Annotated in this window: 11 protein-coding genes; 7 read left to right on the top strand and 4 right to left on the bottom strand. The window is 72.0% G+C overall.

Annotated features, from left to right (window positions below):
* Window positions 1–43: 43 nt before the first annotated feature.
* The 4 genes from ACZ7P3_RS18010 to ACZ7P3_RS17995 form a co-directional block, all read right to left on the bottom strand.
* Window positions 44–2,431: a transglutaminase TgpA family protein gene (locus tag ACZ7P3_RS18010; protein WP_472082669.1), complete on the bottom strand. Its 2,388-nt coding sequence runs from the start codon at window positions 2,429–2,431 to the stop codon at window positions 44–46.
* Window positions 2,428–3,789, bottom strand: a complete 1,362-nt coding sequence (locus tag ACZ7P3_RS18005; RefSeq protein ID WP_472082667.1) for a DUF58 domain-containing protein — start codon at window positions 3,787–3,789, stop codon at window positions 2,428–2,430. Before ACZ7P3_RS18005 ends, ACZ7P3_RS18010 begins: the two co-directional genes overlap by 4 nt.
* Entirely contained in the window at window positions 3,789–4,829 is a 1,041-nt protein-coding gene (locus ACZ7P3_RS18000) for an AAA family ATPase (protein ID WP_472082665.1), read from the bottom strand. Before ACZ7P3_RS18000 ends, ACZ7P3_RS18005 begins: the two co-directional genes overlap by 1 nt.
* 275 nt (window positions 4,830–5,104) lie before the next feature.
* Window positions 5,105–5,716, bottom strand: coding sequence for a beta-class carbonic anhydrase (locus ACZ7P3_RS17995; protein ID WP_472082663.1), 612 nt, complete (start codon window positions 5,714–5,716; stop codon window positions 5,105–5,107).
* A gap of 355 nt (window positions 5,717–6,071) precedes the next feature.
* On the opposite strand from ACZ7P3_RS17995, the gene rsmH reads away from it, so the two are divergent.
* The 7 genes from rsmH to murD all read left to right on the top strand — a co-directional run bounded on the left by rsmH (window position 6,072) and on the right by murD (window position 15,260).
* Window positions 6,072–7,028 (top strand): 16S rRNA (cytosine(1402)-N(4))-methyltransferase RsmH, encoded by a 957-nt coding sequence (rsmH, locus tag ACZ7P3_RS17990; RefSeq protein WP_472082661.1) that lies wholly within the window; start codon window positions 6,072–6,074, stop codon window positions 7,026–7,028.
* 94 nt (window positions 7,029–7,122) lie between these two features.
* Window positions 7,123–7,689, top strand: coding sequence for a cell division protein FtsL (gene ftsL, locus ACZ7P3_RS17985; RefSeq protein ID WP_472082659.1), 567 nt, complete (start codon window positions 7,123–7,125; stop codon window positions 7,687–7,689).
* A 5-nt stretch (window positions 7,690–7,694) separates the two neighbouring features.
* A complete protein-coding gene (locus ACZ7P3_RS17980; RefSeq protein ID WP_472082657.1) occupies window positions 7,695–9,659 on the top strand; it encodes a peptidoglycan D,D-transpeptidase FtsI family protein in 1,965 nt (654 codons plus the stop codon).
* A 40-nt stretch (window positions 9,660–9,699) separates the two neighbouring features.
* Complete coding sequence (locus tag ACZ7P3_RS17975) at window positions 9,700–11,355, top strand: UDP-N-acetylmuramoyl-L-alanyl-D-glutamate--2,6-diaminopimelate ligase (protein ID WP_472082655.1); 1,656 nt, start codon at window positions 9,700–9,702, stop codon at window positions 11,353–11,355.
* 4 nt (window positions 11,356–11,359) lie between these two features.
* The gene (locus ACZ7P3_RS17970; protein ID WP_472082653.1) at window positions 11,360–12,766 is read left to right on the top strand and encodes a UDP-N-acetylmuramoyl-tripeptide--D-alanyl-D-alanine ligase; all 1,407 of its coding nucleotides are present in this window, start codon (window positions 11,360–11,362) and stop codon (window positions 12,764–12,766) included.
* Complete coding sequence (mraY, locus tag ACZ7P3_RS17965; protein ID WP_153534922.1) at window positions 12,763–13,836, top strand: phospho-N-acetylmuramoyl-pentapeptide-transferase; 1,074 nt, start codon at window positions 12,763–12,765, stop codon at window positions 13,834–13,836. The genes ACZ7P3_RS17970 and mraY overlap by 4 nt, the downstream gene beginning before the upstream one ends.
* Window positions 13,833–15,260 carry a UDP-N-acetylmuramoyl-L-alanine--D-glutamate ligase gene (murD, locus tag ACZ7P3_RS17960; protein ID WP_472082989.1) on the top strand — a complete coding sequence of 476 codons (1,428 nt, stop codon included), beginning with the start codon at window positions 13,833–13,835 and terminating at the stop codon, window positions 15,258–15,260. Before mraY ends, murD begins: the two co-directional genes overlap by 4 nt.
* The last annotated feature ends 67 nt before the right edge of the window (window positions 15,261–15,327 follow it).

Here is a 15,327-nt window from a genome sequence, read left to right as displayed (position 1 = left end):
ACGGGTGGTCACCCCTCACACATGTCCTGTCCCGGCCGAGGCCTCAGCCCCGCTGTCCCGAAGGCCGGCGCAGCGTCGGCCGCGCCGCCACCGCACGGGCCCTGAGCTCCGCCCACCGGGCCGACCCCGCCCACAGCACCCGGGCGGCCGAGCGCGGCGCGAACCGCGCCCGCAGCCGGGTCCGTCCGCTCACCGAGCCGTTCAGCGCGGCGATCACCTGCCGCACGTCCTCGGCCAGGCCCGCCACCGGACGCGGCCGGGGCGCGTACAGGACCTGTTCCACCGCGTCCGCCACCCGGTGCACCGCGGCACCGGCCGTCGCGTCGAGATGGCCCATCACGACGATCCGGGCCGCCGCCCTGCGCGGGGTCTGCGACTCGTCCGGCAGGATGCCGACGTCCCAGGCGCTGTCGGTCAGTTCCTGCCAGGCCGACAGCGTGTGCGCCGCCGCGCCCTCCTCGGTCCGCGCGTGCGCGCCGAGCCGCAGGGACCGCATGCGCTCCCGCCACAGCAGGGGCGACAGCGGAACCGCCAGGAGGGCCAGGGCCCCGAGCCCGATCAGCACGTACCACAGCCCGCGCCAGGTGTCCCCGCCACCGCCGTGCACGGCCACCGCCGCGGACGGGCTGTCGCACGCGTCGAGCTTGTGCAGCTGGGCCGTGCAGCTGTCGCTCGGCGAGGGGACCGCCGAGGGCGCCGTGGACGATCCGTGCGAGGGCAGGGCGTCGTCCGGCTGCGAACTGCCGGGCGTGACCGACTGGGTGTACGACGGTGTGGTGCCCCGGGTCGGTGTCGGCTCGAAGCGGGTCCAGCCCACGCCCTCGAAGTACAGCTCGGGCCAGGCGTGCGCGTCCTTCAGGGTCACCGAGACCGTGCCGTCCGCCTGCGGGGTACCGGGTGCGAAGCCCACCGCCACCCGGGCGGGGATGCCGAGGGTGCGGGCCATCGCGGCCATCGCGAAGGAGAAGTGGACACAGAAACCCTGCTTCTTCTTCAGGAAGTTCGCGATCGCGTCCGGGCCGTGGCCGATCTCCACCCGGGTGTCGTACTGGAACCCACCGTTCACGGCGAAGTAGTCCTGGAGCTTGACCGCCTCGTCGTAGTGGCTGGCCGAACCCGCGGTGATCTCCTTGGCGGTCCGGGCCACCACCTCCGGCAGCTGGGACGGCACCTTGGTGTACTCGCGCTTCAGGGCCGCCGGCGGCTGCGGCGCGTCGGCCAGTTGCCCGGCGGTCGGCTGCACGTCCAGGCTGGTCACCCGGTAGGTCTCGCCGCGTGTGTTCTGGCCGTGGTCGCCGACGAGCGTCATGCCGACCGGCTCGTAGCGCCAGTTGCCGCTGATCCTCACCTTGCTCGGCGGGTACGGCATCGGCAGCCAGTCCTGCGCGTACCAGTCCGCCGCCGTGATCGTCGACGTCACGGTGGTCCTCTTGACGCGCGTGCTCAGTCCGGTCGGCGTCGGGAACCGGTCCGGCACGCCGACGATGTGCCGCTGGGCCGGCTTCCAGGTCGTGCCGTCGAAGTCGTCCAGGGACACGATCCGCAGGTACATGTCCGAGAGGTCGCCGGCACCGGTCTTCAGGGACAGCACCTGGTGGTCGTTGTCCACGTTCAGGCTGTCGCGCAGCGACACCAGGGGATTGACCGCGGAGATCGTGCCGCCGCTCCCCTTGCCCGCGCCGACCCCCGTCCCTGCGGCGTCCAGCAGGCCGCCCTGCATCGCCGGCAGGGCGAGCGGCACCACCAGGGCGACACCGAGGGCGACCGCGCCGATCCGGCGTCCGGTGCGCACCGGGGCCACCGCGCCGCCCTCCGGGTCGCCCGGGACGCGGGACACGCCGCCGAAGACACGGCCCCACTGCGCAAGCCGGTCCCGGCCCTCGGCGAGCAGCAGCATCAGATAGCCGGCCGCCGCGGCCAGGAACCACAGCCAGTCGGCGCCGCCGTTGGCCAGCCCGGCCGCCACCGAGTACAGCGCGAGCAGCGGCAGACCGGCCGGGGCCGCGCTGCGGAACGTCACCGCGAGGGCGTCCACCAGCAGGCCGATCACCAGGACCCCGCCGATCAGCATCAGTTTGATGCCGTCGGTGAGGGGTGCCGGTATCGCGTACTGGCTGACGTCGTTCGAACCCTGCTGGAGCAGGTCGGCGAAGTGCCGGAAGGCGTCCGGGCCGGGGACGAGCCCGGCGAGCGCCTGCTGCCGGGCGAAGGCCAGGGTCAGCAGCATCAGTGAGACGAGGGCCTGCGCCGCCACGGTCAGCGGCCGCGCCAGCGGCACCCGCCGGGCAGCCGCGCCCACTCCGGTCTGCACGGCGACCAGCAGGAAGGTCTGCAGCAGCCACGTGGGCTGGTCGACCAGGGGCAGCAGTGCGCACGCGGCCATCAGCGTGGCCGCGGCGGCACACAGGGCCAGTCGTGCCCGCCCGCTCATCCCAGCGCCTCCCCGCTCACGGCGGCCAGCCCCGAGCGTTCCCGGTCCGCCCGCCGCCACAGATCGTTCAGCGCGGCGCCGCGCGGCACGCTCAGCGCCGTCCAGCCCGCTTCGCGCAGCATGCGCAGCCGTTCCTCGTGCCGGTCGCCCGGGCCGGGGGCACCGGCCGGCTCGCGCACCCAGGTGTCGGGGTCCAGCACGAACGCGACCGCGCCGCCGCTGCGCTGGCGCATCCTGGCCACCACCGCGGCCTGTTCCTCGTCGAGATCGCCCAGGAAGGCGACCAGTAGCCCCTCGCTCCCGCCGCGCAGCATGTCGTACGCCCGGGACAGGCCGGTGCCGTCGGAGTGGTCGATCACCGCGAGGGTGTCCATCATCAGCCCGGCCGCGTCCGCCGTCGCCTGCCCGGCGCCCGCGAAGCCGTCAGCGCCCTCGCCGGGCACCGAGCTGCCGTTGTCCGTCAGCAGGCGCACCGAGAAGCCCCGTTCGAGCATGTGCACCAGGACCGACGCGGTGCCGGAGACGGCCCACTCGAAGGCCGAGTCCGGTCCCGCGCCCTCGTAGCCGATGCCCCGGGTGTCCAGCAGGACCGTGCAGCGGGAGCGCCGCGGCTGCTCCTCGCGCCGCACCATCAGCTCGCCGTAGCGCGCGGTGGAACGCCAGTGGACCCGGCGCAGGTCGTCGCCGTAGCGGTACCCGCGCGGGATCACGTCGTCCTCGCCAGCCAGGGCCAGCGAGCGCTGCCGTCCGTCGCCGTAGCCCTTGGCCTCGCCGCTGAAGCGGACCGGCGCCAGCGGGTCCACGCGCGGGATGACCGTCAGGGTGTCGAACGTGGAGAAGGACCGGGTCAGTTCGCACATCCCGAACGGGTCGGTCAGCCGCAGCTGCAGCGGGCCCAGCGGGTAGCGGCCCCGCAGGTCCGAGCGGACCCGGTAGGACACCTCGCGGCGGCCGCCCGGCTCCACCCGGTCCAGCACGAAGCGGGGCCGCGGCCCGAGGACGTAGGGCACCCGGTCCTGGAGCATCAGCAGGCCGGTGGGCAGCCGGGAGACGTTGTCCATGCGCAGGTGCACCCGGGCCTCGCTGCCGGCGGGCACGCGGGCGGGGGAGAGCCGGCGGTTGCCCGCCACCCGGTAGCGCGTGCGGTACAGCACTGTCGCGCAGAGCAGGGGCAGCACGGCCAGCAGCAGGCCGACCCGCAGCAGATCGCTCTGGCCCAGCACATAGGCGCAGACCGCGGCCGCGATCCCGGCGGCCAGGAAGGAACGCCCGCGGGTGGTGAGCCCCTCCAGGGCCGTACGGATCCCGCCCGCCTCCCCGCTCTCGGCATCCGCCCGGCCCGTCCCCCCGGCGCTCATCACAGACTCCGCGGGGGCTGCTGGGGATAGGCCGGAATGGCCCGGCCCAGGCCGCCGAAGCCGCTCTGCTGCTGCGGAGCGGCGGGCACCGGGGTGTGGTGCAGGATCTCCAGCACCACCTGCTCGGCCGTACGGCGGTTGAGCTGGGCCTGGGCGGTGGGCAGCAGCCGGTGGGCGAGGACGGCGACGGCGAGTGCCTGGACGTCGTCCGGCAGCGCGTAGTCCCGGCCGGCGAGGGCGGCGGCCGCCTTGGACGCGCGCAGCAGATGCAGCGTCGCGCGCGGGGAGGCGCCGAGTCTGAGCTCGGAGTGGTTGCGGGTGGCCGCGACCAGCTCGACCGCGTACCGCCGCACCGCCTCCGAGACGTGCACACCGCGCACCGCCTCGATCAGCTTCACGATCTCGTGCGCGTGCGCCACCGGCTGGAGGTCCTCCAGCGGGGAGACCCCGCCGTGCACGTCCAGCATCTGCAACTCGGCCTCGACACTCGGATAGCCGACGGAGACACGGGCCATGAAGCGGTCGCGCTGGGCCTCGGGCAGCGGGTAGGTGCCCTCCATCTCGACCGGGTTCTGCGTGGCCACCACCATGAAGGGACTGGGCAGTTCGTAGGTCTGCCCGTCGATGGTGACCTGGCGCTCCTCCATGGACTCCAGCAGCGCGGACTGGGTCTTGGGCGAGGCGCGGTTGATCTCGTCGCCGATCACGATCTGCGCGAAGATGGCGCCCGGCTTGAACTCGAAGTCGCGGCGCTGCTGGTCCCAGATGGACACCCCGGTGATGTCCGAGGGCAGCAGGTCCGGCGTGAACTGGATGCGCCGCACCGAGCAGTCGATGGACCGCGCCAGCGCCTTGGCGAGCATCGTCTTGCCCACCCCGGGGACGTCCTCGATCAACAGGTGTCCCTCGGCGAGCAGTACGGTCAGCGAAAGCCGTACGACCTCGGGCTTGCCCTCGATCACACCCTCCACCGAACTGCGGACACGCTCCACAGTGGCGGTCAGATCAGTGAGGCTCGCTCGATCGTCATAGGTCGTCACCCGGCCCTCCTCGGCCCGTTCTTACTCGGGCCGACGCTCTGCGATGCGAAACCGGCCCACCCCGAAACACGGGCACCGCGCGGAAAAGGTTCCGCGCGACGCCACACCCCGCATTCTTGCTGCCGTTACCGATTCGTGTCACTCGACTGTGGACAACTGCCCGCACGATGTCGGTCTTACGGCCATTTCGACCACCGTTTTCGATCCCGGGTGGCGGATTGCGTGCGGACGGCGGGGGTGTCCGGGGCAGGCCGGTGCGCCCGGGCGGGCCGGGCTCAGGCCGGATCCACCTCGCGCAGCAGGCCGGTGCGCACATCGAAGACGAAGCCGCGCACGTCGTCGGTGTGCAGCAGGAACGGCGAGGTGCGCACCCGCTGCATGGACTGGCGCACGTCCTGGTCGACGTCCCGGAAGGACTCCACCGCCCACGCGGGGCGCTGGCCGACCTCCATCTCCAGTTCGGTGCGGAAGTCCTCGGTGAGGGACTCCAGGCCGCAGCCGGTGTGGTGGATGAGGACGATGCTGCGGGTGCCGAGCTTGTGCTGGCTGATGGTCAGGGAGCGGATGACGTCGTCGGTGACCACACCGCCCGCGTTGCGGATGGTGTGGCAGTCGCCGAGCTCCAGGCCGAGCGCGGCGTGCAGGTCGAGCCGGGCGTCCATGCAGGCCACCACGGCCACGTGCAGGACGGGACGGGCGTCCATGCCGGGATCGGTGAAGGCAGTGGCGTACTGCCGGTTGGCCTCCACCAGGCGGTCCGTCACGGTGCCGTCGCTGGTTATGGCGCCTTCGGATCCAGTGGGAACTGCTGCGGAAGTCGTCATACTCATGACGTTACTGGTCACCTCCGGCCCCGGCCTGCTGTGAGAGGGGACAAAGAACGTCATCGCGGCTTGTTGTGAGCTAACCCACAGGGAGGGCAAACAGGGGCCGTGCGGGTGAATCCGCTCCATTTGCGGCCCCGGCCGGGATGCGGTACGCGACGCGCAGGCCGGTTGATTGACCGCGCGACACGGTGGACTAAAGTGACGCGAAGCGGGAGACGTGGCTCTCCCTGCTGGTGAAACCCCTGGAGATCCCGGCACCCGCCCGGACCGTCTCCCCACGTGCGCGGCGCGTACGTACGGCTCGGCCTCCTCCCGCTCCCGGTCGGCTGACGCTTCCGGCGCCGGCAGGCCTCCCCTTCACAGAGCGGGCGGGGACCCGGCGGTGCGTACGGCCCGCCGGACCTGAGAGGCCCCCTTGAGCCAGAGTCGACACGTCCCGGTGATGCTCCAGCGGTGCCTGGATCTGCTGGCACCCGCCCTGGAGCGGCCGGGAGCGGTGGTCGTCGACTGCACCCTCGGCCTCGGCGGCCACAGCGAGGCGCTGCTGACCCGCTTCCCCGAGGCGCGGCTGATCGGCCTCGACCGGGACAAGGAGGCGCTGCGGCTGTCCGGCGAGCGGCTCGCTCCCTTCGGCGAGCGCGCCACCCTCGTGCACGCCGTGTACGACGAACTGCCCGACGTGCTGCACCGTCTCGGCCTCCCGCGCGTGCAGGGCGTCCTGTTCGACCTCGGGGTCTCCTCCATGCAGCTCGACGAGGCCGACCGCGGCTTCGCCTACGCCCAGGACGCCCCCCTGGACATGCGCATGGACCAGACGGCCGGCATCAGTGCGGCCGAGGTCCTCAACACCTATCCGCCGGGAGAGCTGGTGCGCATCCTGCGCGCGTACGGCGAGGAGAAGCAGGCCAAGCGGATCGTCTCCGCGATCGTCCGCGAGCGTGAGAAGGAGCCGTTCAGCAACAGCGCGCGGCTCGTCGAGCTGATCAGGGACGCGCTGCCGCAGGCCGCCAAGCGCACCGGCGGCAACCCGGCCAAGCGCACCTTCCAGGCGCTGCGCATCGAGGTCAACGGCGAGCTGTCGGTCCTGGAGCGGGCGATCCCGGCCGCCGTGAAGGCCCTCGACGTCGGCGGCCGCGTCGCCGTGCTGTCGTACCACTCGCTGGAGGACCGGCTGGTCAAGCAGGTGTTCGCGGCCGGCGCCGCGTCCACCGCCCCGCCCGGGCTGCCGGTCGTGCCCGAGCGCTACCAGCCGCGACTCAAGCTGCTCACGCGCGGTGCCGAACTTCCCACCGAGGAAGAGGTCGCCGAGAACCGCAGGGCCGCCCCGGCCCGGCTGCGCGGCGCCGAGCGCATCAGGGAGGACGCCGAGTGAGCGAATCGGGGTCGGTTGGGTTTCCGGACCCGCTGGAGGGCCGGTGGCACCGGATCGTCCGTGGCGGCGGCTGGTCCGACCCGGCGGAGGGCCAGTGAGTAGGAAACCCGCACTGAGGGGGAGGGCCGCCCGGCTCGTCCGGCTCATCCCGGTCGGCCGCGCCCGCGCGGGCCGCACCCCGTTCGTCCTCCTGGTCGTCCTGCTGCTCGGCGGCGGCCTCATCGGGCTGCTGGTGCTGAACTCCGCGCTCAGCGAAGGCTCGTTCAAACTCGACGCCCTGCAGAAGCGGACGAAGAGCCTCACCGACGAGGAACAGGCCCTCCAGCGGGACATCGACGCCTACTCGTCTCCCGACGCCCTCCAGCGCCGTGCCCGCGAACTGGGCATGGTTCCCGGCGGCGACCCGGCCTTCCTCGGCCCCGGCGGCTCCGTCAAGGGGGTGCCCGGCGCCGCGAGCCCCGAGCCCGCCGCCCTCACCGCCCCGGTCGCCCCCGAGACGATCGCCCCGGCCGCCGGCGCTTCGGCGACCCCCTCGGCCACGCCCAGCCGGCCCGTGCCCACGCCCACCCCCGCGGCCCCGGCTCCGGAGACCGCCCCGGCAGACACGGTGGCGCCGCTCTCCACCCTCCAGCCCGCGTCCACCCCGACCCCCGGCAGGTGACGGAAGTGTCCGACAGGGAACCGCCGCGCCGCCGTGTGCCCGGCCCCGCGAAGCCTCCCCGGCCGCGGGGAGCCGACCGGCGGCAGCCCGGGCCCGGCGCCCGTCCGGTCCGCCGGCCGAGCGGGGCCCGGCCCATGCCCCCGCCGCCCCTCCGGCTCGGCCGCCCACGCCCCCGGCTGCGCCTGGTCGGCCTCGCGCTCACCCTGGTGATGCTCGCCTTCGTCGTACGGCTGCTCCAGGTCCAGGCCGTCGACGCCAGCGCATACGCCGCCAAGGCCCAGCAGAACCGGTACGTGGTGCACACCATTGCCGCCGAGCGCGGCGGGATCACCGACCGCAACGGCGTGGCCCTCGCGATCAGCGAGAACGCGTACGACATCACGGCCGACCCGACGATGTTCACCGCCAAGCAGCTGAAGATCGGCGACGGCCCCGAGCAGGCCGCCGCGCTGCTCGCGCCGATCCTCGGCCAGGACCAGGCCACGATCGTCAAGAAGCTCAGGCCCGAGAACAAGCTGTCGCGCTACACCAGGCTCGCCACCCGTCAGACCCCGCAGGTCTGGAAGCAGATCAAGGACCTGAGGGCCGCGCTCGCCAAGAAGGCCGAGACCGACAAGAGCACGGCCAACGTGCTCGCCGGCGTCTTCGCCGACCCCAGCAGCCAGCGCGTGTACCCCAACGGGGACCTCGCCGCCGGAATACTGGGCTGGGTCAACGCCGACGGCCGGGGCGGCGGCGGCATCGAGCAGGAGCTGGACAAGCAGCTGTCCGGCAAGGACGGCAAGATCCGCTACGCCCAGTCCGGCGGCCGCGAGGTGCCCACGGTGGGGTCGACGCAGACCCCCGCCGTACCCGGCTCCGACGTCGAGCTGACCCTCGACCGCGACATCCAGTGGGCCGCCCAGAACGCCATCTCCGAGCAGGTGAAGAAGTCCCGGGCGGACCGCGGCTACGTCATCGTCCAGGACACCCGCACCGGCGAGATCCTGGCCATGGCCAACTCGCCCGGCTTCGACCCGAACGACCTGGCGAAGGCCGACGGGGAGGCCATGGGCAACGCGGCCGTCCAGGACGCCTACGAGCCCGGCTCCACCGCCAAGGTGATGTCGATGGCGGCCGTGCTGGAGCGGAACGCGGCCACCCCGCTCACCCATGTCGTCGTACCGAACCGGCTGCACCGCGGCGACCGGCTCTTCCAGGACGACGTCGACCACGACACCTGGTACCTCACGCTCAACGGCGTGCTCGCCAAGTCCAGCAACATCGGCACCATCCTCGCCACCGGCCAGCTCGGCAGGACCCAGTCGCAGGCCAACAACGTCCTCTACTCGTACCTGCAGAAGTTCGGCATCGGCAGCCCCACCGGCCTCGGCTTCCCCGGCGAGACCAGGGGCATCCTCGCGCCCGCCGGCAAGTGGTCGACGTCGCAGCAGTACACGATCCCGTTCGGCCAGGGCTTCTCCGTCAGCGCCATGCAGGCCGCGTCCGTGTACTCCACGATCGCCAACGGCGGGGTCCGCGTCGAGCCGACCCTGGTGCGCGGCACCGAGGGTGCCGACCGGCGCTTCACCCCTGCCCCGCAGCCGAAGAAGAGCCGTGTGGTCAGCGAGAAGACCGCCAGGACGCTCGCCCAGATGCTGGAGTCCGTCGTGGACGACGAACAGGGGACCGGCATCAAGGCCCGCATCCCCGGGTACCGGGTCGCGGGAAAGACCGGCACCGCCAACCGCGTGGATCCGGCCACCGGAAGGTACCGGGGCTACACCTCGTCGTTCGCCGGATTCGCACCCGCGGACAACCCGCGGATCACGGTCTACTGCGCGATCCAGAACGCCACCTCCGGCAGCTACTACGGCGGCCAGATCTGTGGACCCATCTACAAGCAGGTGATGGAGTTCGCCCTGAAGACCCTCCAGGTCCCGCCGACCGGGGCGAAGCCCGCGAACCTGCCCGTCACCTACAAGCCCTGATCAGCCCCCGCACCTCGAAAAGAGCACCAGGAACCGACTCGTGACAACGATCACCCCCTCCCCCGGGAACCAGGGCGGCCCGAACCCCTCTTTTAGCTCCGGAGCGGCTGCGCCCGGTACGCTCACCGCCGTGCCACACGCTGATCAGTCCCAAACCACCCAGAAGGGCGCTTCCGTGACATATCCGGGGCCGCCGCGACCGGTCCACACCTCCGCCACACCCCTCGCGGAACTGGCCGATCAGCTGGGTGCCGCCGCACCGGACAGCACCGCCGGGATCACGGGGATCACCCACGACTCGCGCGCCGTCCGTCCCGGTGACCTGTACGCCGCCCTCCCGGGGGCCCGCCTGCACGGCGCCGACTTCGTCACCCAGGCCGCGGGCCTCGGCGCGGTCGCCGTGCTGACCGACCCGGCCGGCGCGGAGCGCGCCGCCGCGACCGGACTGCCGGTCCTGGTCGTGGACGACCCGCGCGCGCGGATGGGCGAACTGGCGGCGACGATCTACGGTCGCCCCGGCAGCGACCTGCTCCAGATCGGCATCACCGGCACCTCCGGCAAGACCACCACCGCGTATCTGGTCGAGGGCGGTCTGAAGACCGCCCGCGCCACCGGACTCATCGGCACCGTCGAGATGCGCATCGGCGAGGAGCGGATCAAGTCCGAGCGCACCACCCCCGAGGCCACCGACCTGCAGGCGCTGTTCGCCGTCATGCGCGAACGCGGCGTCGAGGCGGTCGCCATGGAGGTCTCCAGCCACGCCCTGGTCCTCGGCCGGGTCGACGGCTGCGTCTTCGACATCGCCGTGTTCACCAACCTCAGCCCGGAACACATGGAGTTCCACTCCGACATGGAGGACTACTTCCGGGCCAAGGCGCAGCTCTTCACGCCGCAACGCAGCAAACTCGGTGTGGTCAACGCCGACGACGAGTACGGCCGCCGGCTCGCCGAGGAGGCCACCGTCCCGGTCGTCACCTTCTCCGCCGAGGGCCACCCCGACGCCGACTGGCGCGCCGAGGACGTCCAGGTCGGCTCCATGGACTCGACGTTCACCGTCGTCGGCCCCCAGGGCGAGCGCATCCACGCCAGGGCGCCGCTGCCGGGCCCCTTCAACGTGGCGAACACCCTCGCCGCCGTCGTCGCCCTCGCCGCGGCCGGGCTCGACCCGCAGGCCGCCGCCGACGGCATCGCCGCCGTACCGGGCGTCCCCGGCCGTCTGGAGCGCGTGGACGCCGGGCAGCCGTATCTCGCGGTCGTCGACTACGCCCACAAGACCGACGCGGTCGAATCGGTGCTCAAGGCGCTGCGCAAGGTCACCAAGGGCCGGGTGCACGTCGTCCTCGGCTGCGGCGGCGACCGCGACCGGAGCAAGCGCGCCCCGATGGGCGCCGCCGTGGCCCGGCTCTCCGACACGGCCGTACTGACCTCCGACAACCCCCGCTCCGAGGACCCCCTCGCGATTCTCGCGACCATGCTCCAGGGCGCGGCCTCGGTGCCCGCGCACGAGCGCGGCGAGGTGCTGCTCTTCGAGGACCGGGCCGCCGCGATCGCCGCCGCCGTGGGCCGCGCCGCCCCCGGCGACACCGTGCTGGTCGCGGGCAAGGGCCACGAGCAGGGCCAGGACATCGCCGGTGTGGTCCGTCCCTTCGACGACCGCCAAGTGCTTCGCGAAGCTATCCAGAAGACCCAGGGATGAACTTGTGATCGCCCTCTCCCTCGCCGAGATCGCAGCAGTCGTCGGCGGGCAGACGCACGACATACCGGATCCGTCCGTCCAGGTCACCGGACCGGTCGTCCGGGACTCCCGCGAGGTCCGGCAAGGCAGCCTCTTCGCCGCGTTCGTCGGCGAGCGCGTCGACGGCCACGACTACGCCCAGGCGGTCGTCGAGGCCGGTGCGGTGGCCGTGCTGGCCTCCCGGCCCGTCGGCGTGCCCGCGATCGTCGTCGAGGACGTCCAGAGCGCCCTCGGCGCCCTCGCCCGGCACGTCGTACGCCGGCTCGGCGCGACCCTCGTCGCCCTGACCGGCTCGGCCGGCAAGACCAGCACCAAGGACCTGATCGCCCAGGTGCTCCGGCACAAGGCGCCCACGGTGTTCACGCCGGGCTCGTTCAACAACGAGATCGGCCTGCCGCTGACGGCCCTGTCCGCCACCGAGGAGACCAAGTTCCTCGTGCTGGAGATGGGCGCCCGCGGCATCGGCCACATCAGCTACCTCACCGACCTGACGCCGCCGAAGATCGGCCTCGTCCTCAACGTCGGCACCGCCCACATCGGCGAGTTCGGCGGCCGGGAGCAGATCGCCCAGGCCAAGGGCGAGATCATCGAAGGTCTTCCGGAGGACGGCGCCGCCGTCCTCAACGCCGACGACCCGCTGGTCCGCGCCATGGCCCCCCGTACCAAGGCGAAGGTGGTCCTTTTCGGAGAGTCGGCCGAAGCGGACGTACGGGCCGAGAACGTGCGACTCACGGACAGTGGACAGCCCGTCTTCAGACTTCGCACACCCTCCGGTGCAAGCGATGTGACCATGCGCCTGTACGGTGAGCACCACGTGTCGAACGCGCTCGCCGCGGCCGCCGTCGCCCATGAGCTGGGCATGTCCGCAGACGAGATCGCCCTCGCGCTCTCCGAGGCGGGCTCCCTCTCCCGCTGGCGCATGGAGGTCACGGAGCGCCCGGACGGCGTGACCATCGTCAACGACGCCTACAACGCCAACCCCGAGTCCATGCGGGCCGCCCTCAAGGCGCTCGCGGCCATGGGCAAGGGGCGCCGCACGTGGGCGGTGCTCGGCAAGATGGCCGAGCTGGGGGACGAGGCGCTCGCCGAGCACGACGCCGTCGGGCGGCTCGCCGTCCGGCTCAACGTCAGCAAGCTCGTCGCGGTCGGGGGGACTGAGGCCTCCTGGCTGCAACTGGGCGCATATAACGAGGGTTCGTGGGGTGAGGAGTCGGTGCACGTGTCCGACGCACAGGCGGCGGTCGACCTGTTGCGCAGCGAGTTGCGCCCGGGTGACGTCGTACTCGTGAAGGCGTCCCGTTCGGTGGGGCTCGAAAGCGTCGCGCAGGCGCTGGTCGAGACCGGCGCCGAGGGTGAGGTTGCCGCCCGATGATGAACCAGATCCTGTTCTCGGGAGTCATCGGCCTCTTTCTGACGCTGGTCGGCACCCCGCTGCTGATCAAGCTGCTCGCCCGCAAGGGCTACGGCCAGTACATCCGTGACGACGGACCGCGCGAGCACGCGAGCAAGCGCGGTACGCCGACCATGGGCGGCATCGCCTTCATCCTGGCGACGGTCGCCGCCTACTTCCTGAGCAAGGTGATCACCGGCAAGCCGCCGACGTTCTCCGGGCTGCTGGTGCTCGGCCTGATGGTCGGCATGGGTCTGGTCGGCTTCCTGGACGACTACATCAAGATCGTCAAGCGGCGTTCGCTGGGCCTGCGGGCCAAGGCGAAGATGGCCGGCCAGCTCATCGTCGGCATCGCCTTCGCGGTGCTGTCGCTGATGTTCTCCGACTCGCGCGGCAACACCCCGGCCTCCACCAAGCTGTCGTTCATCACGGACTTCGGCTGGTCGATCGGCCCGGTGCTGTTCGTGATCTGGGCGCTGTTCATGATCCTCGCGATGTCGAACGGCGTGAACCTCACCGACGGTCTGGACGGCCTGGCCACCGGTGCCTCCGTGCTCGTCTTCGGCGCCTACACGTTCATCGGCGTCTGGCAGTTCCAGGAGTCCTGCGCCAACGCGCAGACGCTGACCAACCCGGCCGCCTGCTACGAGGTGCGCGACCCGCTCGACCTCGCCGTGGTCGCCTCCGCGCTGATGGGCGCCTGCCTGGGCTTCCTGTGGTGGAACACCTCGCCGGCCAAGATCTTCATGGGCGACACCGGCTCGCTCGCGCTCGGCGGTGTCCTCACGGGCCTGGCCATCCTCTCCCGCACGGAGCTGCTGGTCGCCATCATGGGCGGCCTGTTCGTCCTCATCACCATGTCGGTCGTCATCCAGGTCGGCTCCTTCCGGCTCACCGGAAAGCGCGTCTTCCGCATGGCGCCACTGCAGCACCACTTCGAACTCAAGGGCTGGTCCGAGGTCCTGGTGGTGGTCCGGTTCTGGATCATTCAGGGCATCTGTGTCATCGTCGGTCTGGGCCTCTTCTACGCAGGGTGGGCAGCAGAAAAGTGACCTCCTCGGTGCCGTCAGGGTCTTCTGAGTTCCAGGGCAAGCACGTCACCGTCGCGGGACTCGGCGTCTCGGGCGTCCCGGCGGCGAAGGTGCTGCACGCGCGCGGGGCGATCGTCACGGTCGTCAACGACGGCGACGACGCACGCGCGCGTGAGCAGGCCGCCGCACTGGAGGCGCTCGGCATCACCGTGCGCCTCGGCGACGGGGCTTCCCTGCCGGAAGGCACCGAGCTGATCGTCACCGCGCCGGGCTGGAAGCCCGACAAGCCGCTGTTCCTGGCGGCGGCGGAGGCGGGCGTGCCCGTCTGGGGCGATGTGGAGCTGGCCTGGCGGCTGCGCGGCCCCGACGCGGCCCCCTGGCTGGCCGTGACGGGCACCAACGGCAAGACCACCACCGTCCAGATGCTGACGTCGATCCTGAAGGCCGCGGGGCTGCGCACGGCCGCCGTCGGCAACATCGGCGTCTCCCTGCTGGACGCGGTCCTCGGCGAGGAGCGCTACGACGTGCTCGCCGTGGAGCTGTCCAGCTACCAGCTCCACTGGGCGCCCTCGCTGCGCGCCGACTCCGCCGTCGTCCTCAACCTCGCGCCCGACCACCTCGACTGGCACGGCTCCATGGAGGCCTACGCGGCCGACAAGGGCCGTGTCTACGAGGGCAATCGGGTCGCCTGTGTCTACAACACGGCCGACAAGCTCACCGAGGACCTGGTGCGCGAGGCCGACGTCGAGGAGGGCTGCCGGGCGATCGGTTTCACCCTCGGTACCCCGGGTCCCTCCCAACTCGGCGTCGTGGACGGCATCCTGGTCGACCGCGCCTTCGTCGAGGGCCGGCACAAGAACGCGCAGGAGCTGGCCGAGGTCGCCGACGTCAACCCGCCGGCCCCGCACAACATCGCCAACGCCCTGGCCGCCGCGGCCCTCGCACGGGCCTTCGGAGTGCCCGCCACGGCCGTGCGCGACGGGCTGCGGGCCTTTCGTCCCGACGCCCACCGCATCGCACACGTCGCCGACGTCGACGGGGTGGCGTACGTGGACGACTCCAAGGCGACCAACACGCACGCGGCGGAAGCCTCGTTGGCGTCATATGAGCAGATCGTATGGATTGCGGGCGGTCTGGCGAAGGGCGCCGCCTTCGACGAGCTGGTCGCCAAGTCGGCACGGCGGCTGCGCGGTGCCGTCCTGATCGGCGCCGATCGCGCTCTGATCCGCGAGGCCCTTGCGCGACACGCCCCGGAAGTACCCGTCGTCGACCTCGAACGGACCGACACTGGGGCGATGCTCCAGGCGGTGACGGAGGCGAAGCGGCTCGCTCAGCCCGGCGACACGGTGCTGCTGGCCCCGGCCTGCGCCTCCATGGACATGTTCACCAACTACAACCAGCGCGGTGACGCGTTCGCGGCGGCGGTCCGCGAACTCGACGCCTGACCCCGGCCGCCTGCCGGGCGGATCTTGGGAGGGACGCGTGCGACGGTTGACGTTCAGTGGAGGCGTT

The organism is Streptomyces sp. NPDC107581 (assembly GCF_055657175.1).
This window is presented reverse-complemented; position numbering and strand designations above follow the sequence as displayed.